19 protein-coding genes are annotated in these 23957 nt (G+C 43.1%); 10 read left to right on the forward strand and 9 right to left on the reverse strand.

The annotated features are described in order from the left end of the window. Positions 1-86 precede the first annotated feature (86 nt). Complete coding sequence (locus tag VEJY3_RS22890; RefSeq protein WP_014234810.1) at positions 87-1106, forward strand: ester cyclase; 1020 nt, start codon at positions 87-89, stop codon at positions 1104-1106. Positions 1107-1287: 181 nt separating this feature from the next. Here VEJY3_RS22890 and VEJY3_RS22895 read toward each other — a convergent pair whose 3' ends face one another. Continuing rightward, on the reverse strand, positions 1288-2838 hold the full coding sequence (locus VEJY3_RS22895; protein ID WP_014234811.1) for an alpha-glucoside-specific PTS transporter subunit IIBC: 1551 nt from the start codon (positions 2836-2838) through the stop codon (positions 1288-1290). 54 nt (positions 2839-2892) lie between these two features. Next, positions 2893-4221, reverse strand: a complete 1329-nt coding sequence (locus VEJY3_RS22900; RefSeq protein WP_014234812.1) for a 6-phospho-alpha-glucosidase — start codon at positions 4219-4221, stop codon at positions 2893-2895. Positions 4222-4409: 188 nt separating this feature from the next. On the opposite strand from VEJY3_RS22900, the gene VEJY3_RS22905 reads away from it, so the two are divergent. Next, positions 4410-5120, forward strand: coding sequence for a GntR family transcriptional regulator (locus tag VEJY3_RS22905; RefSeq protein ID WP_014234813.1), 711 nt, complete (start codon positions 4410-4412; stop codon positions 5118-5120). A gap of 101 nt (positions 5121-5221) precedes the next feature. On the opposite strand, the gene VEJY3_RS22910 is transcribed toward VEJY3_RS22905, so the two are convergent. From VEJY3_RS22910 to hisD, 4 genes are read right to left on the reverse strand one after another with little or no spacing between them, the layout of a single operon-like run. Further along, a complete protein-coding gene (locus VEJY3_RS22910; RefSeq protein WP_014234814.1) occupies positions 5222-5935 on the reverse strand; it encodes an alpha/beta fold hydrolase in 714 nt (237 codons plus the stop codon). 10 nt (positions 5936-5945) lie between these two features. Beyond that, positions 5946-6941: a cupin gene (locus VEJY3_RS22915; protein ID WP_014234815.1), complete on the reverse strand. Its 996-nt coding sequence runs from the start codon at positions 6939-6941 to the stop codon at positions 5946-5948. A 55-nt stretch (positions 6942-6996) separates the two neighbouring features. Next, on the reverse strand, positions 6997-7731 hold the full coding sequence (locus VEJY3_RS22920) for an SDR family NAD(P)-dependent oxidoreductase (RefSeq protein WP_014234816.1): 735 nt from the start codon (positions 7729-7731) through the stop codon (positions 6997-6999). A gap of 1 nt (position 7732) precedes the next feature. Beyond that, a complete protein-coding gene (gene hisD, locus VEJY3_RS22925) occupies positions 7733-9025 on the reverse strand; it encodes a histidinol dehydrogenase (protein ID WP_014234817.1) in 1293 nt (430 codons plus the stop codon). 286 nt (positions 9026-9311) lie between these two features. On the opposite strand from hisD, the gene VEJY3_RS22930 reads away from it, so the two are divergent. The 8 genes from VEJY3_RS22930 (at position 9312) to acnA (ending at position 20483) form a co-directional block, all read left to right on the forward strand. After that, on the forward strand, positions 9312-10061 hold the full coding sequence (locus tag VEJY3_RS22930) for an HpcH/HpaI aldolase/citrate lyase family protein (protein WP_014234818.1): 750 nt from the start codon (positions 9312-9314) through the stop codon (positions 10059-10061). A 148-nt stretch (positions 10062-10209) separates the two neighbouring features. After that, positions 10210-11169, forward strand: coding sequence for a LacI family DNA-binding transcriptional regulator (locus VEJY3_RS22935; protein ID WP_041170436.1), 960 nt, complete (start codon positions 10210-10212; stop codon positions 11167-11169). Between the two features lie 565 nt (positions 11170-11734). Beyond that, the gene (locus VEJY3_RS22940) at positions 11735-12709 is read left to right on the forward strand and encodes a polyketide cyclase (protein WP_014234820.1); all 975 of its coding nucleotides are present in this window, start codon (positions 11735-11737) and stop codon (positions 12707-12709) included. A gap of 16 nt (positions 12710-12725) precedes the next feature. Further along, positions 12726-13721: an ester cyclase gene (locus VEJY3_RS22945; protein ID WP_014234821.1), complete on the forward strand. Its 996-nt coding sequence runs from the start codon at positions 12726-12728 to the stop codon at positions 13719-13721. Then, positions 13714-15447, forward strand: coding sequence for a sodium/solute symporter (locus VEJY3_RS22950; RefSeq protein ID WP_014234822.1), 1734 nt, complete (start codon positions 13714-13716; stop codon positions 15445-15447). Before VEJY3_RS22945 ends, VEJY3_RS22950 begins: the two co-directional genes overlap by 8 nt. Before the next feature lie 769 nt (positions 15448-16216). Continuing rightward, positions 16217-16426, forward strand: coding sequence for a hypothetical protein (locus tag VEJY3_RS22955; RefSeq protein WP_014234823.1), 210 nt, complete (start codon positions 16217-16219; stop codon positions 16424-16426). 876 nt (positions 16427-17302) lie between these two features. Next, entirely contained in the window at positions 17303-17515 is a 213-nt protein-coding gene (locus tag VEJY3_RS22970) for a cold-shock protein (RefSeq protein ID WP_005378997.1), read from the forward strand. A 244-nt stretch (positions 17516-17759) separates the two neighbouring features. Further along, positions 17760-20483 carry an aconitate hydratase AcnA gene (gene acnA / locus VEJY3_RS22975; protein WP_014234825.1) on the forward strand — a complete coding sequence of 908 codons (2724 nt, stop codon included), beginning with the start codon at positions 17760-17762 and terminating at the stop codon, positions 20481-20483. Positions 20484-20559: 76 nt separating this feature from the next. Here the strand turns inward: acnA and nhaA are convergent, their stop codons facing one another. Genes nhaA through hflK form a run of 3 tightly spaced genes read right to left on the reverse strand, consistent with a single transcriptional unit; the run spans position 20560 to position 23941 of the window. Continuing rightward, positions 20560-21900, reverse strand: coding sequence for a Na+/H+ antiporter NhaA (gene nhaA / locus VEJY3_RS22980; RefSeq protein ID WP_014234826.1), 1341 nt, complete (start codon positions 21898-21900; stop codon positions 20560-20562). Then, on the reverse strand, positions 21897-22886 hold the full coding sequence (gene hflC, locus VEJY3_RS22985) for a protease modulator HflC (protein WP_014234827.1): 990 nt from the start codon (positions 22884-22886) through the stop codon (positions 21897-21899). The genes nhaA and hflC overlap by 4 nt, the downstream gene beginning before the upstream one ends. After that, a complete protein-coding gene (gene hflK, locus VEJY3_RS22990) occupies positions 22883-23941 on the reverse strand; it encodes an FtsH protease activity modulator HflK (RefSeq protein ID WP_014234828.1) in 1059 nt (352 codons plus the stop codon). The genes hflC and hflK overlap by 4 nt, the downstream gene beginning before the upstream one ends. Between the last annotated feature and the right edge of the window lie 16 nt (positions 23942-23957).

The raw sequence follows: 23957 nt of genomic DNA on the forward strand, positions 1-23957 counted from the left end.
CTCTTAACCTCTCCTGCCGTTTAATATGGAGCGTTCAACAAACAAGTTGTTAACAATCAAACCACCTTATTTTTATGGAGTATGAAATGACCTCGCATGTGTCAAATAAAGAACTGATCAATACACTTAACCAAGCTCTATATAATCATGAACCTGAACAGTTTGTTCACTTGTTAAACGAAACAATCTCACCGGATGCGCAGATCAACATGTGCTTCCCATTTGAAACCATTCATGGTCCTAAAGAGTACTACAACAAAGTATTCACGCCGCTTATTCAAGCAATTCCAGATCTCGAAAAGCGTGCTTATATCTTAATGGCCAATGAAGCAAATGGCGCTGAATGGGTCGGTGCTGGGGGTTACTACACCGGGACATTTGAACAATCCTGGCTAGGTATTCCACCAACAGGGAAACAAGTGTCCATGCGTTTTCATGAATTTTATCGCATACAAGAAGGAAAAGTTGTTGAAATACAGGCACTTTTGGACATTCCAGAACTAATGATACAAGCCGAATCCTGGCCAATGTCTCCTAGCCTTGGTCGAGAGTGGCATGTTCCATCCCCAGCAACACATGATGGTGTCATGCTAGGTCAAGCGGATAAGGGATTAACACAAGAAGCATTTGATGTGGTTAACAATATGCTACATGGTTTACTCAAACACGCTGAAGGTGGTGCAAAGGCAATGGGATTAGAGTCATACTGGCACCCTCGTTGCAGCTGGTATGGCCCCTCAACCATAGGCACTGCCAGAGGTATCCAAGGCTTTCGAAAGCATCATCAAATCCCTTTCTTAAACGCAATGCCAGATAGAACGACAATCTGGGAAAATGGCGTACTATTTGCCGAAAACAATTACGTGGCATTTACTGCTTGGCCTGGTATGAGTATGTCTCTCTCTGGCGATGGCTGGCTAGGCATCGCGCCGAGTGGAAAAGAAATCACAATGCGAAGTCTCGATTTTTGGCGCTGTGAAGGTTCACTTATTCGTGAAAACTGGGTACTGGTTGATATCCTAGATGCCTACAACCAATTGGGCGTAGATGTGTTTGCTCGTATGCGTGAATTAAATCAATCTCGTTTCCCACATTTATACCATTAAGCACAGTAAATAAATCTTAGTGAGAAGCTACTACAAATATATCACTCCTGAGGTATTTTTAACCAAGCAATGGCCGCGGTCTCTTAGGTTGAGTATTCTTCAATTATCTTTTTAATACAAAAAATTGGTGAGGCGTAAAGAGCCTCACCAATGAGCCTACTTTCAGGAACATGATTGGGGGTTATGCTTTTATAAGTTGACTCATATCTTCACGTACTTGTGGCACCGTCAGGCCTACAATAATCTGGAAACTCTCTTTATTGCGCACAACATTTACCGCTCCATACTGAGTAAAGAAGGCATTATCTTTGACCAAAGAAGTATCTTTAACTTTTACACGTAAACGTGTTGCACAATTGGTCAGTAGATCAATGTTGTCCTTACCTCCCAACCCTTCAACAAACGCAGACGCTTGAGATTTATCTTCTGACTCATTCGTTACTTCCTTAGCGTCTTTATAATCCGCTTTTGAGTAAAGCTTATTTTCAGCGCCATCTCGTCCAGGAGTAAGAATATTAAACTTCAAAATTAGCGTACGGAAAGTGACAAAATAAATTGCGGTAAATGTTAAACCCACCAAAATTTGAAGTGTATAAGTCATGGCATGATTTCCTGCCAAAGGTAGCCAGTTTTGGAAAACGAAATCTATCAAGCCAGTTTGGAAGTTACCTGAAACACCAAGCATAAAAGCAATAGTCGCCATTGTTGCGGACAACACTGCATGCAGAGCAAAAAGAGCAGGTGCAATAAACAAGAACGTAAATTCAATCGGCTCTGTGATACCTGTCAAGATGGCTGTAATCGCGGCACCTAGTACCAAACCCATCACCATTTTCTTATTTTCCTTCTTGGCCACAGAATACAGAGCTAACGCAATACCAGTACAACCAAATACCTTACCCATACCCGTTAGCATTAAGCCGCCTTGTGGGAACTGACTGGTTAAACTTTCTGGGTTTTGAGCAAACGTTTGCATATTTTCTATCCAATACGCCACTGTGCCACCATCCACAGCGACTGGACCATAGAACACGGGACCATAAACAAAGTGGTGTAACCCTGTCGGGATCATGATCCGCTCAAGGAATGTAAACAACCAAACACCTAACGAGCCCGCATCCACCAAGTACGCCTGTAAGTTATTGATACCATGTTGGATACTAGGCCAAGTGAAGCAAGTCACAACCGCCATTGCCACCATTAAAGGGAAACTGATGATAACAACCAAAGGCGTTCCACCAAATACCGCAGCCCAATCAGCCAGTTTTTTATCAAAAAAGCGATTGTGAACCCAAACCGAAATACTGGCGATGAGAATCGCCCCCAATAAATTGGTATCTAGGGTAAGGATACCACCAACTTCTGTTAGTCCACGCTCTCCTGCAACGTAATTCACGCCTAAGTCAGTTCCCCAAAACTGCAAAATGCCTCCGATGACATAGTTAAAGGTAATATAGGATACTAACGTTGCGAGAACTGCACGTCCTGAAGCTTTCTTTGCCAGTGCAATAGGAAGACCTACGGCAAAAATCAACGCCATATTCTTGAATACGGCTAGCGATGCCTGAAGAATGATCGTGGAGATTTTCGTCCAGGTACTGCCTTCTTGTGCCCAAGGAAAAACATCTTGGTTTAGTAGTACTACCGAAAATCCAAGTAGCATACCCGCGGCAGGGAAGAGTAAGACGGGGACAAACATCGCTGCCCCAAAACGTTGGATAATGTCTTTCATGTCAACCTCTTGTTATAGTCAAGAGCCTACAATTAGGCTCCCGTCATCCATTCGTTACTGAAAAAATTGTGGTAGATAAACTTTATTTTCTTCTAATAGTTGTTCGGTGATCGCTTTCGCTTTAGGGACGTTGATCACCGTACGGTTAAGCGTTAGTGCGTTGATAAGTTTTTGCTTACTACCTTCGTACCACGCATCGACCACCAGCTTCTCGTATCCCAATTGGCTTTCGATCATCGCTTTTTGGAAAGTTGGAATCGTCCCAACAGAGAACGCTTTTGGGCCATCGCAAGTCAATGCGGCAGGTACTTCCACCATCGCATCATCTTGCAGGTTAGAAATAGCACCATTGTTAGGTACAATAACTAGGTACACGTCACTCAAGTTGTAAGCCAGTGAAGCAGCAACGCGCACCATATACCTACCATGAATATCAGCATGTAAAGTTTCATACCTTGTTGTACCTGCTTCAATGATGCGATTGTTTAGGTCAAAGACGCGTTTTTCTCGGCCGTTGATAACTTGTCTTGCTCGCGTATTATTGATGTCTTCTTTAGCCACCATTTTTTCAGGATAAAGGTAATACTGAAGATAAGTATTTGGCAGGTACTCTGGGTTATCCTCAAGCATGACTTGCATATTCTTAAAGGTCGCCTGCCATGAAGGATCATCTGCAATCTCTGCATCAACGGCACTGATCCCTTCCTCTAATATGATTTCCTTAATACGCCCGGTAAGATCTTCGCCTTGCTTGTTGCGAATTTTTGTAAACCAACCGTAATGATTTAGTCCGAAGTACTCTGGAACAAAGTCCCAAATTTCACAGCCAAGAAGTTGAGCATAACTGACCATGATCGCCGCTGGCATATCACAAATATTGAGGATCTTTTTATCGTTAGGGAACTCACGATTGAGCGCCTCTGCGACGATAGCAGCAGGGTTGGTGTAGTTTAAAATCCACGCATCAGGGCAAGATTGACGAATATCATTGACCAGCTTAATCATATCGCCGATAGAACGCAGACCGTAAGCCATGCCACCTGCACCACACGTTTCCTGGCCTACACATGAGTTTGACAGCGGTATTTGCTCATCACGCTCACGCATGGCTAAGCCTCCGGTACGGATTTGGATAAAGAAAAAATCTGAATCTGCAAACGCTACTGACTTTTCAGTGGTGTAAACGAACTCTTCCACCTCAGGGTAATGCTCACGAAGTAAAATTTCTGTCGCTAAAGCATTAGACTGCTGGCGCTCTTCATCAATGTCATAGAACACTACTTTCTTAAGTGGAAAGTTTTCTTTTTCAGCAATTAAGCTGTTCATCATACCGAGTGTATAGGTGCTACCCGCACCAACGATAGTAAGATTTTGGCGTTTCATTAAATGCCCCTCTTATGCAATGCTTCAGTTAATAGGTCTGAGTTAAGTATTAATACTTTTAAGATACTTTTAAACTCAAAAAGTGTACAAAGAGATCTTGAATCACAAAATTAGTCTTACTAAAGATCTAAATACCTCTTCAGATCACATAATTTTGTTATCATGAATAGGTCAACCTGAGAGGGATTATGAAACCAAAGTATATTGAGATTGCCGAGTATTTAGAGCAGCAGATCAAAGAAGGTGTACTCGAGCCAAAATCCATGCTGCCCAAAGAGAGTGTTTTACAGGAGCAGTTTTCTGTCAGTAGAGTAACGATTAGAAAAAGCCTCAAAATACTGGTTGATAATGGACTGATATCACGTTCACGAGGCAGTGGCACCTATATCAATGATCCAAAAGCTCAGCATGATGCCTTGCATCTATTAGGATTTATTGAGGAAGTAAGCCGTCAAGGTAAATCTCCCAGCTCACAAGTGGTCAAGTTTGAACTTAAAAAGCCCTCACCACGTATTGCAGAAAAGCTCGGAGTCGATTTACGTGATGATACATATGAGATACATAGATTACGTTGTATCAACGATGAGCCCGAAATCTACGAAATAACTCATATGCCAGCGGATCTATTTCCAGATTTAAGTGTCGCAATTATGAGTGGGTCGAAGTATGAGTATATAGAAAAAGAAAAGGGTCTAACGATCACCAAAAGTCGACAATCGGTTAAACCCTATATTTTAGATGAAACTCTCGCAAAGCAGCTCAATGAAAAAGCTGAATCGGCAATTTTACAAGTTGAGTCCACAGGCTATTTAAGTTGTGGAAGACCCTTTGAGTATACCGTCAACTTTTTTAGACTACATCAATATAGCTTTGATTTTACGTCTACGCGTTCAAGCTGAACTAATGATTACTAGCGACAGACCGAGTAGAATTCGAGATTATTGAGCGCTTTCGTTGGAAGGAAGTATCCTTAAATGCGAGCCCTTTGTGAGCTCATTCATCAATTGTAATGGACTGAAAGCCAGTCTGATATATGAACGCCAACTCGCTTTGGATGCTCCATGGAAGATAGATGACCACACTCTGGTATGACATGGAGTGTCACGTCTGGAATATGCTCCGCCATAAGCAGATGATTTTCTATGGGGCACAGTAAGTCTTGCTTGCCCGTGATCACCAAAGTTGGCACAGTAATATCCGACAACAGTGGTCTAGAGTCTGGACGAGTTGCTAATGCATTAGCGTGCGCCTTAAATGCCTCAATACCAACTTTGAGAGCCATCCGTTCAATTCGTTCCGTTAACTCCTGTTGTGCGAGACGAGTTGGATGTATCAAAACTGGCATTAATACTTCTGGGGTAATTTGGTCAAACTCTCCTTCAACAGCACGTTTAACCAAAGCATCTCGCTTATCCGTTACCGCTTGTTTTTCATCTGCCGCATTTGTGTCCATCAAAATCAAACCTTTCACTCGCTCTGGCGCTTGCCGGTAAACTTCGAAAGCGAGTATTCCTCCCATTGATAGTCCACCCAACACAAACTCACTCGGCGCTTTTTGCAACATATCCTGGGCTAATTCTGACATGGTAGGTAGTGGCGCTAGTTCAATAGTAGAAGGAGCTACCCAATCGGGCAGCTCCTTATTTACCTCTTCAAACAGCGCATCATCACACAACAACCCAGGTAGCCAGATTAATGGTAAAGCTTGCGTCATGTTACACCCCTTATAACTTCTTAGGCTGATCCGAACCGAGGATACTGTATGTCAAACTGTTCCCACGCAGGTTTTTCAGTGAGTAAGATGTTCCTTTTGGTACATTCAGCACATCACCTCGTGTTAAAACCACTCTCGCTTGCTCACTTTCATGAGTGAGCTCAACTTCGGTGTCGCCATCAAAATTGATCAACACTTGCTTTTCTTCACGGTGATGCTGAGGAATTGAGCCACCCTCACACAATTCATAAGCCATGATGCTCACTTTATCTTCACTTTTCACTTGGAAGTCGTAATCTGCTAACGGGTGTCCTGTCAAAGCGTATTGCTTAACATTTTTAGAACCAAATTCGCTTGTGATCTCACGATAGTCTTTACGCAGCGCGACGAACGGCATCATTTCTTCAGCCGTGTAAGTATCAAATGTCGCCAACTCTTCGTTAGTTAGCAGTGGCATTAACTCGGAATCTTCTGGAACAGCATCACCATCAATCGTATCTACTAGTGTGCCATCGGCTTTAAGATATAAACCGTAACCTTGACTGTCCTTGATAACATTCGGGTGCCAAATTACGCCGCCGCCCGAATCATCACCACCTAATACCGAGAACATAAAACCGTAATCACGTCCGACGACTTCAAAACCTCGGAATAAATTGGTTGGAATAGAAATGACATCACCATGAGAAAGCACTGCTTCGTGCTCACCATCGTTGCCCCAGTAAAAGCGGAACTGACCTCTAAAAACGATAAACAATTCAGCTGTACGATGAGAATGCAGTGAATTTTTAATACCCGGAGGTTGACCCGCCGCACCGATGTTAAAACCTGCGGTTTCACGGATGTGTACGTGCTGGCGGCTACTTTCAGCCACACCGGCACCAATAATACAGAAGTTATCTTTCAGATCGCTTCCCGGAGTTCGGGCATCAATAAACGCACTTGTTCCTGGGATCAGCTCCATATAACGAACTAGGTTTTCATTTACTCTTTGTTGTAGAGACATCGTATTTGTCCTTTAAATCTTTCTAAACTGCCTAGCCAAAGGCTCTCCTAGCTTTTTATAAGCTCAGTGGGCGTCCACCATCGACTGCAATGGTATTGCCAGTTGAAAAGGTAAGTACATCGGCAGCAGCGTAAACCGCATTGGCGACTTCTTCATCATTGGCTAAACGTTTAAGTGGTGTTGATTGTTCTTGTTGGTTACGCCAATCATCATCCAAACCTTTCACAAACTCAGTATCTACCAGCCCAGGAGCGACCGCCAAAACACGAATATCTGGTGACAATGCACGAGCAAGCGAGCGGGTCATGTTCTCTGCGGCCGACTTACTAGCGCAGTAGGCAACATTACTGCCCATTGCGGTTTGCGCTGCAATAGAAGTAATATTCACAACGCAGCCTTTGGCTAGGCGCAGCGGTTTTTCAAACGCTCGGACCATAGCGAAAGGCGCTCGAACATTCACTTGGAAGATTTTATCAAACAGTGCGTCATCCAAGCCGTTTAGGTCTGAGTGAGCAACGAACTTTGTCATACCTGCGCAGTTGACCAACAAATCAAGCTTGTTACTGATTTCGCTGATTTGATTGGCAAATGAACTAATCGCTTGAGAGTTCGCAACATTAAGTTGGTAAGCATAATGGCCTCCCCCTTCCAGTTGATTGAGCACTTGCTCCGCGGCATCAGCATTGCTGTTGTAAGTAAGCACAACTTGATAGCCACTTTCTGCAAGTTTTTTACAGATGGCGGCCCCTAAACCGCCACTGCCGCCCGTAACTAAGGCGAGTTTTGTCATATTATGCCTCTTCTACTTTACCTTTGTATCGACGTACTCGAATGTCCGCTTGCTCTTTGTGGCCAGCAAAACCTTCAAGTGCACAGAGACGTGAGCAATACTCACCTACTTTCAACGATGCAGCCTCTGTAACGCGCTGATAAGTACAGGTTTTAATGAATTTACCAACCCATAAGCCACCTGTGTAACGCGCCGCTTTTTTAGTCGGTAGAGTGTGGTTAGTACCGATACACTTATCACCGTATGAAACGTTGGTTTCGCGCCCCAGGAATAGCGCACCGTAATTGGTCATATTCTCTAGGAAGTAGTTAGGATCTTGTGTCATCACCTGAACATGCTCAGAAGCGATATCATCTGCCACTTCGACCATCTCTTCATAAGAGTCACACACAATCACTTGACCATAATCTGCCCAAGCTTTACCTGCTACCTCCGCAGTCGGAAGAATCGTAAGCTGACGCTCTACTTCTTTAATAGTTTCATGCGCGAACTGCTCACTATTGGTTAGTAGCACAGCTGGAGAGTTGTAGCCATGCTCTGCCTGACCTAGCAAGTCTGCTGCCGCAAGTTCTGGATCACACCCTTTTTCGTCTGCAATAACCAGTGTCTCTGTAGGTCCTGCAAACAAATCAATACCGACACGACCAAATAGCTGGCGTTTTGCTTCAGCAACAAAGGCGTTACCTGGACCAACAATCATATCGACAGGTGCAATGGTTTCTGTCCCTAGCGCCATTGCGCCAACCGCTTGAACACCACCAAAACAGTAGATTTCATCGGCTCCTGCTAGCGCCATTGCAGCCACAATAGCAACGTTAGGTTGACCATTAAATGGTGGTGCACAAGCAATAACACGCTTCACCCCAGCCACTTTCGCCGTAAGAACACTCATATGTGCAGAAGCCACCAGTGGGTACTTGCCGCCAGGAATGTAACAACCAACGCTGTTAACCGGAATATTTTTGTGACCCAGAATCACACCAGGCATGGTTTCAACTTCGACATCTTTCATTGAGTCACGCTGGATTTGCGCGAAGTTACGTACTTGTGTTTGCGCAAATTCAATATCGTGACGAGTTGATTCGTCCAATGCATCGACACAAGCTTGGATTTGTTCATCGGTAAGACGGAATTGATCTGGAGACCAGTTATCAAATTTTTCTGATAATTCGCGAACAGCCTGATCACCTTTCGATTCAATACTCGCTAAAATATCCTCTACGATTTGACGTACTTTTGCATCATTCGATGCCGATAATTCTTCTGTAATTCCGTTTTTGATAAAGCGTGCCATGTGTGCTTCTCCTAGATAGTTTGATACTTACTTCGTTTTCCCATGCTTTTGGATACGAATGCAAAATCAGACTAAACACTATTTTAACATTTGACAAGTCATATCAACACAATGAGAATAACCACCTAAGGCACTGTAAAAAATGAATAAAAATAAAAATAAACGAAAAATATCATCGTTTTTATTTCACTTTTTAATCAAAAATGAGTTTTAGATCACATCAGTTTTACTCTTATTTTACATTTTGACGTGTTAGCTTTTGCATACCTTTGCAATGGAGCCATATATGACTACTTTCAAACAATCTCTGAATAAAGAAATTCTATTAGGTACATTTGTCAAAACGCCTCACCCGCACATTATTGAGGTACTCGCTCTGGCAGACTTATCATTTATCGTGTTGGATGCAGAACATGCGCCTTTCGATAGATCGTCGTTAGATACCTGCATCATGGCGGCAAGAGCAGATGAATTGGCTTGTATTGTCAGAGTTCAAGACACCGCACCTTCGACCATTCTGAATGCGTTAGATTGTGGAGCCACGGGTGTACAGATCCCTCATGTTTGTACTGCAGAACAAGCCGAGCAACTCGCCAGGATTTGCCATTATGGTGAGGGTGGTCGTGGCTACGCAGGATCAAGCCGCGCGGCAAAGTACGCGACTAAACCAATGGCACAGCACTTAAAAGACAGCCGTGCTAACACGGTCGTCATCGCACAAATAGAAGACCCTCAAGGCGTTGATAATGTTGAAGAGATTGCCTCCGTAGACGGCATTGACGCGCTGTTTATAGGTCAAGTCGATCTTACTGTTGCCTACGGTGCGAAAAGTGTCAACGAGGACATAGTCCGTGACGCGAGTATCAAGGTGATTCGAGCTGCAAAACTCGCCAATAAACCCGTTGGGATGTTTCTATCGACAGCAGAGCAAATAAAGGACTGGAAAGAGTTAGGGGTGAATTTTTTCTGCGTAGGTTCTGAGCATAAAATGATCATTGATGGTTTCAAACATGAAAGAAATGTGATGAATTCTTAAGTTTTCCCCGATAGTTAAATCATATTAATGATCTGGGCTAGACACGTAAATCGTCTAGCCCATAAACTCCTCTTGCATAAGGTTCTCATACCGATTTTTAAGGAGTATCACTATTAAAGCGAAAGTCACTTCGATTGACGTAGCAAAAATGCTTGGCGTCTCTCAATCGACAGTATCAAGAGCGTTTAGTCCTACAGCCAGCATCAGTGAAAAGAAACGCAAGATGGTTATGGATGCAGCAGCTAAACTTGGCTATACACCTAACGCTATTGCTCGCAGTTTGATTTCTAATCGCTCAGGGCTGATTGCTATTGCTCTGGATAGTGAACCCAACCCAATGTATGACATGCAATCGCGAGCGCTAGCCATGGAGATTCAGCGTCGTGGCGGCCAAGTCGTACTTTGCCCAATCGATAAAGGGGATTTGGATCTTGCTATATCCAGAGCAATCGAGTACCAGGTCGATGGTTTGATCATCGCCACCAGCCGCCTCACTTCGAGAGCCTTCGCTCAATGCGAAAAATTTGGCGTTCATTTAAGCCTGATTAACCGGTATGCCGAAGGTACCAATGCCAATAGTGCGGGCATCGACAACCGACTGGCTGGCATTCAAGCTGCACAATACCTATTTGACAAAGGCGTAAAGCAATGTGCCTATGTTAGTGGGGATGCCGGTACAATGACTAGTGAAGAGCGTTGGCTAGGTTTTTCTTCACAGCTTCAAGCACTAGGTGCCGCTTCACCAATCTTCATTCAAGCGAAATACAGCTTTGAGGCAGGCTTAGAAGCAGCAAAACTAATCTTAGGTCACTCCACCAAAGCGGAAGCCATTTTTTGTGCCAACGATATCCTCGCTATGGGAGTAATGGATGGTCTGCGCCAGGCTGGAGCTAGAATCCCACAAGATTACGCAATAATTGGTGTCGATAATATTCCTATGTCGGCATGGCCAAGTTATAGCTTAACTACCATTGCTCAGCCCGTGGATAAAATCGTCCAACGCGCAGTAGAAGATCTGATGAATCGTATCAACGGCAATAAAGACGCGACAGGCGAATATCTTCTGGAGCAAGGCACCTTGATTGAGCGCAGCAGTACTTCGTTGTAGATTGTAGTCCTATCCGAACTCAAAGACGAAAGTGCCCCTTAATCAAATAGGGCATTTTCTGTTTCAGCCACCCTACTCTTTAAGTAGCATTTACCTTCATAACCCTATAGTTACGCTCAAACCTGCCTGTGGCTATCCACATCCTTTGTCCTAAATGTATCTCATACCGTAACGGTAGCAACTAGGTAACGCTTTGCTAATGGCTTTCATTATTCTAACAGATCCATCCATCAAAGCACCAAAACGCATTCGTATGCAAAGAGGTGGTGATACTCACTACATTTTATACGCTCTTGGTGATTCTACCGAGCAAATATCCTTCATAACATAAGTTAACCTTAACTAGTGATGCTGCCTTCAATAGACGATTCATCCTGACAATTAAGCGGCTCCCATATACTTCCTATCTAGGTTTATTAATCGCAAAATTGTTAAAAACCTGATCCGCACCACGATCTTTGCACACAACGAGAACAATTCATTGACACAATCGCAACAAAACACGATTTTGGATACGTAATCAAAAACAATTCAACACAACATCATTTTACGCAGGAGGTGATTTATGGCCATGGTTGGCTTTGATGATAAGTGGCAAGACTTTCCCGATTACATTTTAGGTATTACCAAAGAAATTTGGGAAGATAGAGGGCTGCATACACTACACCATTATTATGCCCCTGACATTATTGTCCGTACACCACTTTCCATTGTAGAGGGGAACAAAAACGTCATCAGCGCAACGATGGGAACACTAGCTGAATTCCCTAACCGCACATTACTAGGTGAAGACGTAATTTGGTCGGGTACTCCAGAGCAAGGTATGCTCTCGTCGCACCGAATTATCTCGACTGCAACCCATGCTAGAGATGGCGTTTTTGGTAAGGCTACCAACAAAGAGCTTAAATTCCGTATCATCGCAGATTGTCACGCTATCAATAATCAAATCAACGATGAATGGATGATCCGCGACGTTGCAGCCATTGCAAACCAGTTGGGTATGACATCAGAACAGTTTGCTCGTAAACAAATTGAAGCAGAAGGTGGAATCGAGCTAAGCCCATTCCCTTTCACTCCTAAAGTGGACATTCAAGGCCCCTACCATGGTGTTGGCAATGACAATGAACACGGCTACCGCTATGAAGATATTCTTCGCAGCATCATGAACGCGGAATTCTCAGTGATCCCAACCGAGTATGACAGAGCGTGTGTTGGCGAATATACTGGCGGTCAAACGGCACTTTCTCACCATCAAATTGATCAGTTCTGGATGTCTCTACGCTCTTCATTTCCTAATGCCGAATTTAAAATTCATCACCGTATAGGCCGCAATGACGAGATGATGTCACCACGTGCGGCTATTCGCTGGTCGTTACAAGGTAAGCATGAAGGTTACGGCATGTTTGGAAAACCGACTGGAAAAGAAGTTTACATCATGGGTATCAGCCATGCAGAGTTTGGCCCATGGGGGCTACGTAGAGAGTTCACCCTACTTGATGAAAGCGCGATCTGGAAACAGATTTTGTTACAAGTTGGTTAAACTTGAAGGAAACAGCATGTCTCTGAACTTAATAGAGGATTTCTATAAACGTTACTTTAGTGCTAACTCACAACAGCGCACTAGAGTGGCGCATGAAATGCTAAATACTAAAGTGAAGTGGTGCGTCGCCCACCCGATTAATGATGTCGCTGGTATAGAAGCAACGAAACAAGCATTTCTCGAACCACTTTTAGCGTCAATGCCTGACGTAGAGCGTCGTCCAGCGATCATTATACATGGCAAATATCAAGGCCGTTCTTGGATTAACTCAACCGGATACTTTGTTGGTACGTTTTCAAAACCACTGTTTGGCATCCCATCGACAGGGAAGACGCTTTATCTACGTTACACTGAAATGGTGTGCGTAGAAGATAATCAAATCACCGAATCCTATATGATTCCGGATTTTATTGACGTAATGAACCAGGTGGGTGTTAACCCGTTAAGAAAAAGCCTTGGGCATGATGGATTGGTTCCAGCGCCAGCTACTCAAGACGGATTACTTCTCGCACAAGCTTCAGAGGAAGAAAGCAATAAAAGCCAACAGCTGGTACTCGATATGCTGGATTGCTTGGGCGGTTTTGATGGAAAAAATTTGAGTTCGATGGACTTAGAAAATTACTGGCACCCTGACTTCATGTGGTATGGTCCCGCAGGAATTGGCACCACGCGAGGTATCCAAGGATTTCGTGACCACCACCAAGGGCCATTTGTCTTTGCTTTCCCAGACAGGATTGTAGACAGCAAGCTAAATATTTTAGCCAAAAATGACTACGTATCCACTGGTGGTTGGCCACATATGCATGGAACCCATTCTGGAGATAGTGGCTGGTTGGGGCTTACACCCACAGGTAAGCACATTGAACTTCGCGTAATCGATATCTGGCGACGCGAAGGCGAATTACTCAAAGAGAATTGGGTAGCTATCGACATCGCGCATATTTTACTACAGCTCGGCTACGATCTATTTGGTCAGATGAAGGAACAATTAAAAGGACTTAACTATGTATGAGTTTGGAGCATTAAACTGGACAATTTTAGGAACTTATATTGTCCTAACGCTTGTCATGGGGGCATTAATCGGTAAACGAGTCACCTCCGCTAATCAATTTGCCCTAGGCGATAAAAGCATCCCTTGGTGGGCAATCGGTATTTCCGTTGTCTGTACTTATGTTAGCGCTATGTCTTTCTTAGGTGGACCGGCTTGGTCGTACAAAGAAGGTCTTTCCGTTATTGCAATACATCTAAACTATCCGCTGGTTATCTTCTTGATCGTCGCAGTGTTTATGCCATTTTTCTATAACAGCGGCTTAACCTCGATTTACGAGTATCAGGAGCGACGCTTCGGCAAAGCCTCTCGTATTACTTTGTCGTTTATCTTCTTGATTAAACAGGCTGTAAGTTCGGCTGCGGTATTGTATGCCACAGCGCTAATATTAGAGTTCATTACTGGTATAGATGTAATGTATTGCATCATGATTGTCACAGCAATCGCTCTAATTTATACGGTAATGGGCGGGATTGCGGCCGTTATCTGGACGGATGTTATTCAAGCCGTGATCTTATTCGTTGGGGCGTTCATTATCATTGAAGCAGTATGGAACGGCATGCCTCAGCCAATGACAGAAGTAATGGCTGAACTCAAATCAAAAGGCATGACTGATGCACTTCAAACGAGCTTTGATTTAAGCCAAGTAACGACTGTTTGGGCTGGTGTTATTGCGATGACGATGTTCCATACTACGGTGTATGGCGGCAACCAAATGATGGTGCAACGCTGTATGGCAGCGAAAAGCATGGGAGACGCGAAGAAATCCATGTTAATGATGGGTTATGTCGCTTTCTTTATCTACTTTGTATTTATTCTACTCGGCGTGCTGTTTAACGCTTATTACGATGGTAAAGAATTTGAAAACGGCAATACCATCATTCTGCATTATGCCAGTGAATATGGTATGCCAGGGCTAATGGGGATTATTGCAGCGGCTATTCTTGCTGCGAGTATGTCGAGCCTCGACTCTGCATTTAATTCAATGGCAACCGTTTCGGTAGCAGATTTTTATAAACGCTTCTTTAAGCCGAATGAGTCCGAAGAACATTACCTGAAAGCATCGCGCTTCTTCACCGTTATGTGGGCAATCTTAATCATCATTCCGGCATTCATGTTTGCTACCAGCACTGGTTCAGTTTTAGAGGTGCTAAGTAAAGCGGGTTCTTACTTTGTTGGTGCAAGCTTTTGTATGTTTGTTCTTGGCTTCTACTCTAAACATATTACTGAAAAAGGCCTTCTGATTGGTGTTGCTGCTAGCTTCCTGGCAATTTGGTATGTTGCTGTTGCCACTGACGTTTCATGGCCTTGGTACTGCGTGATCGGGGTTATCGTAAACGCAGTAGTCGCGTATGTTGCAAGCCTAGTATTAACGGGTAAACAACGCGAAATGCACCTATACACAATCAAAGGGCAACAAGCTGAATATGCTCGTCTAAACAAACCAATTAAAGAAGATGGTTGGTATGTGGTACCGGGTAAAATTGACGCGCCTTGCTACGGATTACTGGTCATGTTTGTTTTCTCACTGGTTCTGCTTTGGGGAATCAATGAATTTATCGACAACGCTCCGGTGCTGATTAACTTTATCCGAGTTTGCTCTGTGATCGTTGCTGGTAGTGTTGTTGGGTATGCAATCTATTCTTTCAAGCGACCAAACACGTCAAAAAAGACTGAGCAAATAAATTAAGTACTCTCTATAAAATGCGAACCAGAAAAGCTGAGTCCACTCAGCTTTTCTGGTTTAATAGTTAGCACCCAGCTAGTTAGATAGAGTGAATATTTTAAACCGCGATATACGTACTAAATGAGAGTTTTTTCAAATCAGTCTACCTACAGTAATTAGTACACTAAGGCTGCTGCTACCTCATTTAAGATAGTTTGATCAGAACCGTAGTCAGTTCTACTTCGAAAAAGCAGCGTAAAACGGTGAAGACACGACAGAATCGCTTGGTGATCACACAAACGAAAGTGCATCTGTAACTCGTTTTTGGACAAAAGTTGGTTAGGCAATTTAGACTATTAGGTATTAGGAAAAGTATAGGTGTTGCACCATGTATTTTGTTTATTCCCCCCCCCCTCAAGGCATGCTCAATATTTGCCCATAGAAAGACCGTGCTCTTCAATAGATAATCTCTAAGTATCATTAGCACCCACGACATGTCTGGGAGGGACATCATAGCAAGAGCGGCGTTAAGTTGCTTAAACAATGGTGGGCGATGACAAATGTCAGTCATAGTGCGCGTTGGTTTGTGGATTTGGAGCGTACAGCGAGAGCCGAACCCGCATCATCATATTGTAAGGATGAGAAGTAGGCTTTGCGTTCATATTTCTTGATAATCAGTGAGTTGACTAGTCAATTTTAATCAAGAAGGCTAAGTCAGTTAGAACGCTATAGCATGAAAAAGTGCTATATTGAAAGCATCACATCTTCACGCCCCCACAGAAGGAATAATACTATGCCGACCTACCAGGTCACTTACTTCAACGTGAGACACGCTGTGATGGATAGCGAAGCTATCTTCATGAAAAACCTAACCAACGCTAAGCGCTCAGCAGAGCATCATGCGCCAGAGGGTACTGACCAAATTGAAATCAAAGATTTAATGGATCAAGTGCTGACTCGATTGACGCCTGAGCAAGGCTGGGTTGATAGCATCGAACAGTGATATTGCCTAGCAATCACGGTTCGTTTGGAGTGTCATCAATAAATACACAGGCTTGATTAGTTTTTCGTATTAGCCTTTGACACAGTTTAATTTGTTTGTCTGTCAAAGCCTGTTCACAATAGAGTTGATCGAGTAAACCAGCAAGCATGTCTCTTTCCAAGTTACTCAGTTTTTCAGAATGCATGAGGAGTGTCGTATTGATAAGTTCAGAGAGGTTTCTTGAACTCACAATCCCCATTCCTTATCCCACGTCTTTTGTTCCTCAATATATTCTATTCGTTTGTGGACATCCTTTCTCTTCAACTCTTCTGGTATCCGCTTAATCCTTTTTCCTTTCGGATTAAGACCAAGTTGTTTCTGCTTTTGTGTCGGTTTAGGTAACTTGCCCACATATAATCCTATTTTGATGGTTAACTGCATTTCGTACCGCATCCACATTGGCTATGAAAGAAACAATGATACTACACAAGTCAGCATAAAATAGACAAAAGTGAGTAACAGCACTAGTTAAATTAGCAAATTGTTAATTATTGTAAGTGTCGCAAATACCAGCTTGTTGCAACTTCGGCTATTTGCTCTCAGTCGGCATAAAGTCATTTTTTGTTAGCTAACGCATTAGAAACTTACTGATATTTTTAAAATCATAACCTTACAACCAAATTAAAATATGACCGAAGACTAAACTAACTATTTTCAATTTAAGGCTTATACTTAAAGTAGCTCCGCGAATTTGAGTTATTTTTTCATTATAAAACAAGTTTCCTTTCACAGTTATTTTCGAAATTTTTCGTTTAACTTCTGCGACAGCCCTCTTGAGTGACTATGAAATGGCTCGAGTTATCAGAGCCTTAACCTATAGGATTAGTCGAGGTATATATGTCTGACAGAGAAACTGGATCAGTAAAATGGTTTAACGAGAATAAAGGCTTTGGATTTATCACCAAAGATAGTGATGGCAAGGATATTTTTGTCCATTTCCGTTCGATTTCGTCTGATGGGTTTAAGACCCTTTTGGAAGGACAAAAAGTAAGTTTTGAAGTTGAACCAGGTGAGAAAGGACCGCACGCAACAAACGTGGCTCTCATCTAGATACGGCTGAAGGCATAACAATCAAAAGCTTTGCCTTCATTTTTTGTCTAGTTATTGTTTGATGGTAAAAGTCCATTCCAACTTCTTCCTTCTTTTCGAAATTCAACTCTGATCCTTTCAGGTTATAGATTTTCAGCTGATCAAAGCTATTTGGATATGGGAAATATAAAAATGTCCCAGAAAACAGTCTATGACAAGGAGGTGCCTTTTATAAAGGTCAACCATCATTGAAAGGAGACAAATCATGATACCCACTAACGAGAAAACATGGCGCCAAACATATCTAAGGTCACTGAATTTAAAAGGTACAGAATATAGATACTGGTCATTAAAAAAACTTGCCCAAGATTATCAAGTAAACCTGTCCAAAATTCCCGTAACTAAACGTCTGCTTATTGAAAATGTAATGCGACAAACCTCTGATTTAAAAGAGTCATCTCGAATTATTGAAGCATTGCTCTTTAAAAATAAGGCTCTCGACTCAGAGAACAACGGTCATTCATCAGAATTGAGCTTCTATCCTAGTAGAGTACTGATGCAGGACTATACTGGGATACCTGCTTTAGTCGATTTAGCCGCAATAAGAGATGCAGTAGCTCAAGAAGGCGGAGATCCGAGTTATGTAACACCTAAATGTCCGGTTGATCTTGTCATTGACCATTCGTTAATTGTTTATCAATCAGGTTCAGAATCTTCGATACAAACAAATCGTGCACATGAAATGGCACGAAATAGAGAGCGTTATACATTTCTAAAGTGGGCACAAAACAACTTCCGTAACTTGACAGTGATCCCTCCCGGTAAGGGGATATGCCATCAAGTTAATCTGGAATATCTATCTCAAGTTGTGCGCGAAGACGAAAAAAGAGTGTTAACACCAGACACGGTAATAGGAACCGATAGCCACACCACTATGATAAACGGGTTAGGCGTGTTGGGTTGGGGAGTGGGAGGCATAGAAGCCGAAGCTGCAATGCTTGGTCAGCCACTAAATATCGCTATCCCACGAGTTGTCGGAGTACGTCTTGATGGGCAATTGCGTCCCGGTGTGACTGCGACCGATTTGGTTTTGACGATCACAGAAAGGTTAAGGTCTCATGGCGTGGTCGGTAAGTTCGTTGAGTACTATGGTGACGGCTTAGCCACTCTATCGGTGGCAGACCGAGCAACGCTTGCCAATATGGCACCAGAGTATGGAGCCACTTGCGGATTTTTCCCAATTGATGAAAATACTATCGCCTATTTAACCCTAACAAACCGCCCTTCTTCACTGATTGATAGAGTGCGGGCGTACGCTCTAGAGCAAGAGCTATGGTGGGATACAAACTGCCCTTCACCAGAGTATGACGAAAATGTTGTAGTCGATTTATCTGCCATCGGTACCTCAATAGCAGGGCCCAAACGACCTCAAGACAGACTTAATATCAGCGCCATTAAGCAAGCGACTCTTGACCAATGTGCTATTGAAGGTGCCGTAAACTCAAACCAGCCAGGCTCATCCAGACCCTTACATCATGGTGATGTCGTCATTGCAGCTATCACCTCGTGCACTAACACGTCAAACCCCGCTGTTATGCTGACTGCGGGTTTGGTGGCTAAGGCAGCAGTTAAAAAAGGGTTAACCGTTCCTAGCTACGTCAAAACTTCTCTCGCCCCCGGTTCATTAGCTGTCGCTCGATATCTCAATGATACGGGTTTGCAAGACTACCTCGACCTATTGGGATTTCATCGAGTTGGATACGGTTGCACAACATGCATTGGTAACTCTGGCCCATTAAAAAACAATCTTGAAACTGAGATCTCGGAAAACAGCCTGAATGTATCGTCGGTATTATCAGGTAATCGCAACTTTGAAGGTAGAGTACACCCCTCTGTTAGCCTAAACTGGCTTGCCTCGCCACCTTTAGTCGTCGCATTTGCGTTAGCGGGTACGACCTGTATTGACTTAGAAAAAGACCCAATTGCGCTCAATAGTAACAACGAGCCCGTCTATCTAAAAGATCTGTGGCCAAGCCAAGCCATGCTGGATGAAATGCTAAATCAAGTCCATGAGAGCCACTTTAGATTGAGCTACAGCGACATTACTGAAGGTGATGAAGAGTGGGAACAATTGTCAATGAAAGATAGCCCCTGCTACCCTTGGGACGAAGGCTCTACTTACATACAACGCCCTCCTTTTTTGGAAATACCACCGCCGACTTTTCCTGTTGAATCAGCGCGTGTATTAGCCATTTTGGGGGATTCAATTACAACCGACCATATTTCACCAGCAGGCCGCATTTCAGAACATAGTCCGGCGGGTCAATATCTACTTTCAAAAAACATCACACCCGAAGAGTTTAATAGCTATGGTTCACGCCGAGGAAATCATCACATCATGGTTCGTGGGACTTTTTCAAATGTACGTTTGGAAAACAAAATCGCCTCCCCGACGATAGGCGGTGTCACGCGATGTTACGGCGATACCAAACTGGATGACTGTAACATGTCAACCACTGAGAAAGCGCCTCCCATCATTCCTATTTACGACGCCAGCAGGAGGTCAATCGAACTTAACGTTCCGTTGGTAATATTTGCAGGCAAAGACTATGGTTCAGGCTCTAGTCGTGACTGGGCGGCAAAAGGTTGTTTGTTATTGAATGTGAAAGCGGTCATCGCGGAATCGTTTGAGCGAATTCATCGTAGTAATTTAGTCGGTATGGGCATACTGCCTCTTCAACTGATGCGACCAGATGAATTAAATTCACTGACTTTAGAGGGTAATGAGACTGTTTTTATTGCCCCCCATGAACCTATAAAGCCGTTATTGGAGCTCAATATTATCGTAGTAACAGCGCAAGGTGCTGAACTCACCATACCTGTTACTGCTCGTATAGATAACCCTAAGGAACTGGAGTATTTTAACTCGGGGGGTATTCTTCAATATGTTCTGAAGCAACTGACAGCTAATATTCCTAAAATGTCATAGTGAAGTCTCGCGTCTTAGATTACGGGGTAGCAGTCTGCGGTAGTTTTTCACCGCAGACTGTCTACACATTTCAGATTCAGATGTTGTTCTGTTTTGTTCTCACAGAGAAATAACGTAAAAAAGTGAGACCGAGTAAAGCTGAACAGATGGAAGCTGAGAAAATTCCAAGTTTTGCAGCATTAATTTGGTCAGGACTATAAGCCAACTCCGATATGAACAATGCCATCGTAAAACCAATACCAGCCAACATCCCGCTCCCCAAGAGCATTCCCCAATTGAGATTTTCTGGCAGTATCGCTAAACCGAGTCTTAATGAAATCCAACTGAACAACACAATACCTATCGGCTTTCCAAAAACAAAACCCAAAAATACGGCAAGAGAAATTGGAGACGTTAGATTTGCCCCTGTTAACGAAACCCCCGCATTGGCTAAGGCAAACAGCGGCAGGATGATAAACCCGACCCAAGGATGAAGTAACATTTCTAAACGCTCAACCGGTGAGAGTGTTTCACGAGCTGCAGCTGCTGCAGTCCGCAAAGCGACTCCCTCTGCGGTATCGCCACTCCACTGCATCTTAGTAGACGATTTCATCACGGTATCAATAATAATGGAAAGATGTTGTTTGCTCACCCATTTACTCGTTGGTGTTAATAGTCCAATAATGACACCAGTAATCGTCGGATGTATGCCAGACATATCAACAGCTAGCCAGGTCATTCCCCCCACAACAGAAAAAAGGACAAGACTACGAATCCCTAAAAAACCCATGATTCGAATAACAACAAAGCCTATCAATGCACAAGTGATAGATAACCAATCAATCTCACTACCGTAACCAATGGCAACAACAACGATAGCACCGATATCATCCACCACAGCCATTGATAACATGAATATGCGTAAGCTATTTGGAATCCTTTGTCCTAACAGAGCTAAACATCCGATCACAAATGCGGTGTCCGTTGCCATGACCGTGCCCCAACCACGCTGCCCGGGCTCACCAAATTGTAAAAGCAAATAGAAAAAAGAGGGAATCAGCATACCGCCTAGGGCGGCAGCAATAGAAAGGACGGCTAATTTAGGATTACGGAGTTCACCTAACATCAACTCGCGCTTGAGTTCCAATGCAATGAGAAAGAAGAACAAGGTCATTCCTGCATCATTGATCCATGTGTGTATTGAACGCTCAAACAATAAATCCCCGACAGTAATTCCCAACTGAATCTGCCAGAATTGAGAAAACGCCTCACCTAAACTCGAGTTGGCGAGCACAACAGCAAGCAACGTGGAAATAAACAGCACAACACCCGAAGCAGATTCAATATGTGTAAAACGGGTTACAGGCTGAGACAGCCAATCAATATATTCTCTCGGTAGTTGAATCCGATTGATAGTTGTTTTTTCTCGTTTACTCATTGCTTGTCGACTGTGGTATTTAAGTTTCCTTCGATGTTATTCAAAAACTTGAATAAATCGCTATGCGTAGATAAAACAAGCGTGGTGTTTTCTGAAATGACGGTCGAGTAAGCCTGCATCGTTCGTGTAAACTCATAAAGATGTCTCGCTTCAGAGCTTTTATTGTAGGCTAGCGAGTAAACCTCGGCAGCTTGGGCATCGGCTTGCCCGCGAATCTCTTCAACTTTACGATAGGCCTCGGACTGAATTTTATTTAAATCTCTAATTCGGTCACCACGAACCCTCGCAGCCTCACCATTCCCTTCAGATAAAAAACGTTCCGCAATTTGCCGACGTTCACTAATCATTCGCTCGTAAATTTTAGGGCGGACACTTTCATTATAATTAATACGTTTAAATCGAATATCGAGTAATTCAATACCAAAGATTTTTATTTTTTCTGATGCTGCAGAGAATATTTCTTGCTCGACTAATTGACGACCTTTTTGAATAGGCACTAGGGCGCCAATTTTCAATTCGCCTTCAACATCACTCAATAAGGGATCTCGTAACGGTTTTCGATTTTTATTTGTACGAATTATTTCGATCAATTCATGTTTTGCCACAGCATTTCGCGTCTCACTCCCTAAAATATCATCAAGCCTAGATTGAGCACTACGTTCATCTTTAAGACGTAAAAAGTATTGAAGTGGATCGGTAATTCGCCACCGAGCAAATAAATCAACAGAAATATACAGCTTATCTTTTGTTGGCATGTCGGAAGGGTTGCCATCCCACTCCAACACTCGCTTATCTATTGTGTTAGTTTCCTGAATGAACGGTATTTTTATCTTCAACCCGGCATCCACCACAGGTTCGCCTATCGGTTTCCCAAACTGTGTAATAATGACCTGTTGTACTTCACTCACCGTATAAAGTGCGCTGTATAGGCTAAGAGAGACACCTAAGGCTAATGCGATTATGACTCCTAATTTAATCGGTCTCATTGTGCATCTCCTTGCGTATCGTTGAGATTGAGCAAAGGCAAAATATTGTTTGTTCGCTCATCAATGATAATTTTGGCACGAATATTCGGTAATACAGCTTGCATTGTTTCTAGATAGATTCTTCGCTTAGTCACTTCCGGTGCTTTAACGTATTCGAACAATAATGCATTGAAGCGAGCTGTATCCCCTTCAGCCTCATTAATTCGTTTTAAACGATAACCATCAGCCTCTCTGATCCGTTGATCTTTTTCTCCTAAAGCTAAAGGGATCACTTTGTTGTAATCTCGGCGAGCTTCATTAATAAGCTTTTCTTTTTCCTGTTGGGCTTGGTTCACTTCGTTAAATGATGCCTGGACAGGTTGAGGAGGGTTGATGTTTTTCAATTGCACTTGGTCAATACTTATTCCTAAGGCATATTTCGTTGAGAGCGCCTGCATTTTTGAAAGCGCTTCATATTCAATTTCTTGTCGACCTATTGTGAACACTTCATCCACAGTTCTATCCCCGACAACTTCACGCATTACGGATTCAGAAACATATCGAAGTGTTTCACTAGGTTTCCGGACTTCGAACAAAAACTTAATGGGTTCAGAAATTCGATATTGAACTACCCACTCCACAAGGGCAGCATTTAAATCACCAGTGACCATTTGTGTCTCTTGGCGACGATCGTTCACTCTTGGACTTTGGTGAGGATCATTAGCTTCTGGCGTCGTAAAACCAAACTCTTGTTTTAGCTGCCGTTTAACTGGAACTATTTTTACCGTATCAATACCAAGTGGAACCTTGATGTGGAGCCCCGCAGGAACATTATTTACATACTTACCAAAGCGTTGTATGACAGCGACAGAATCACTTGGAACGGTATAAAATGTTGACCATAAAATGAGAGCTAAAAATATAATAATAAATGGAGAAAAAAATCTCGACGGTCCGCCACCGATAAGAATTTTCTTGAAGTGCTGAAGAATCGTATGAAAAGCTTTTTTCAAATGTGGAGGATCTTGCTGTCCTCCGCCCCAGGGGTTTCCTGAAGAATTGTTACTTGGGAGCATGAGCATGCCCTCCGAT

The organism is Vibrio sp. EJY3, from assembly GCF_000241385.1.
In the GTDB taxonomy this organism is placed as follows: domain Bacteria; phylum Pseudomonadota; class Gammaproteobacteria; order Enterobacterales; family Vibrionaceae; genus Vibrio; species Vibrio natriegens.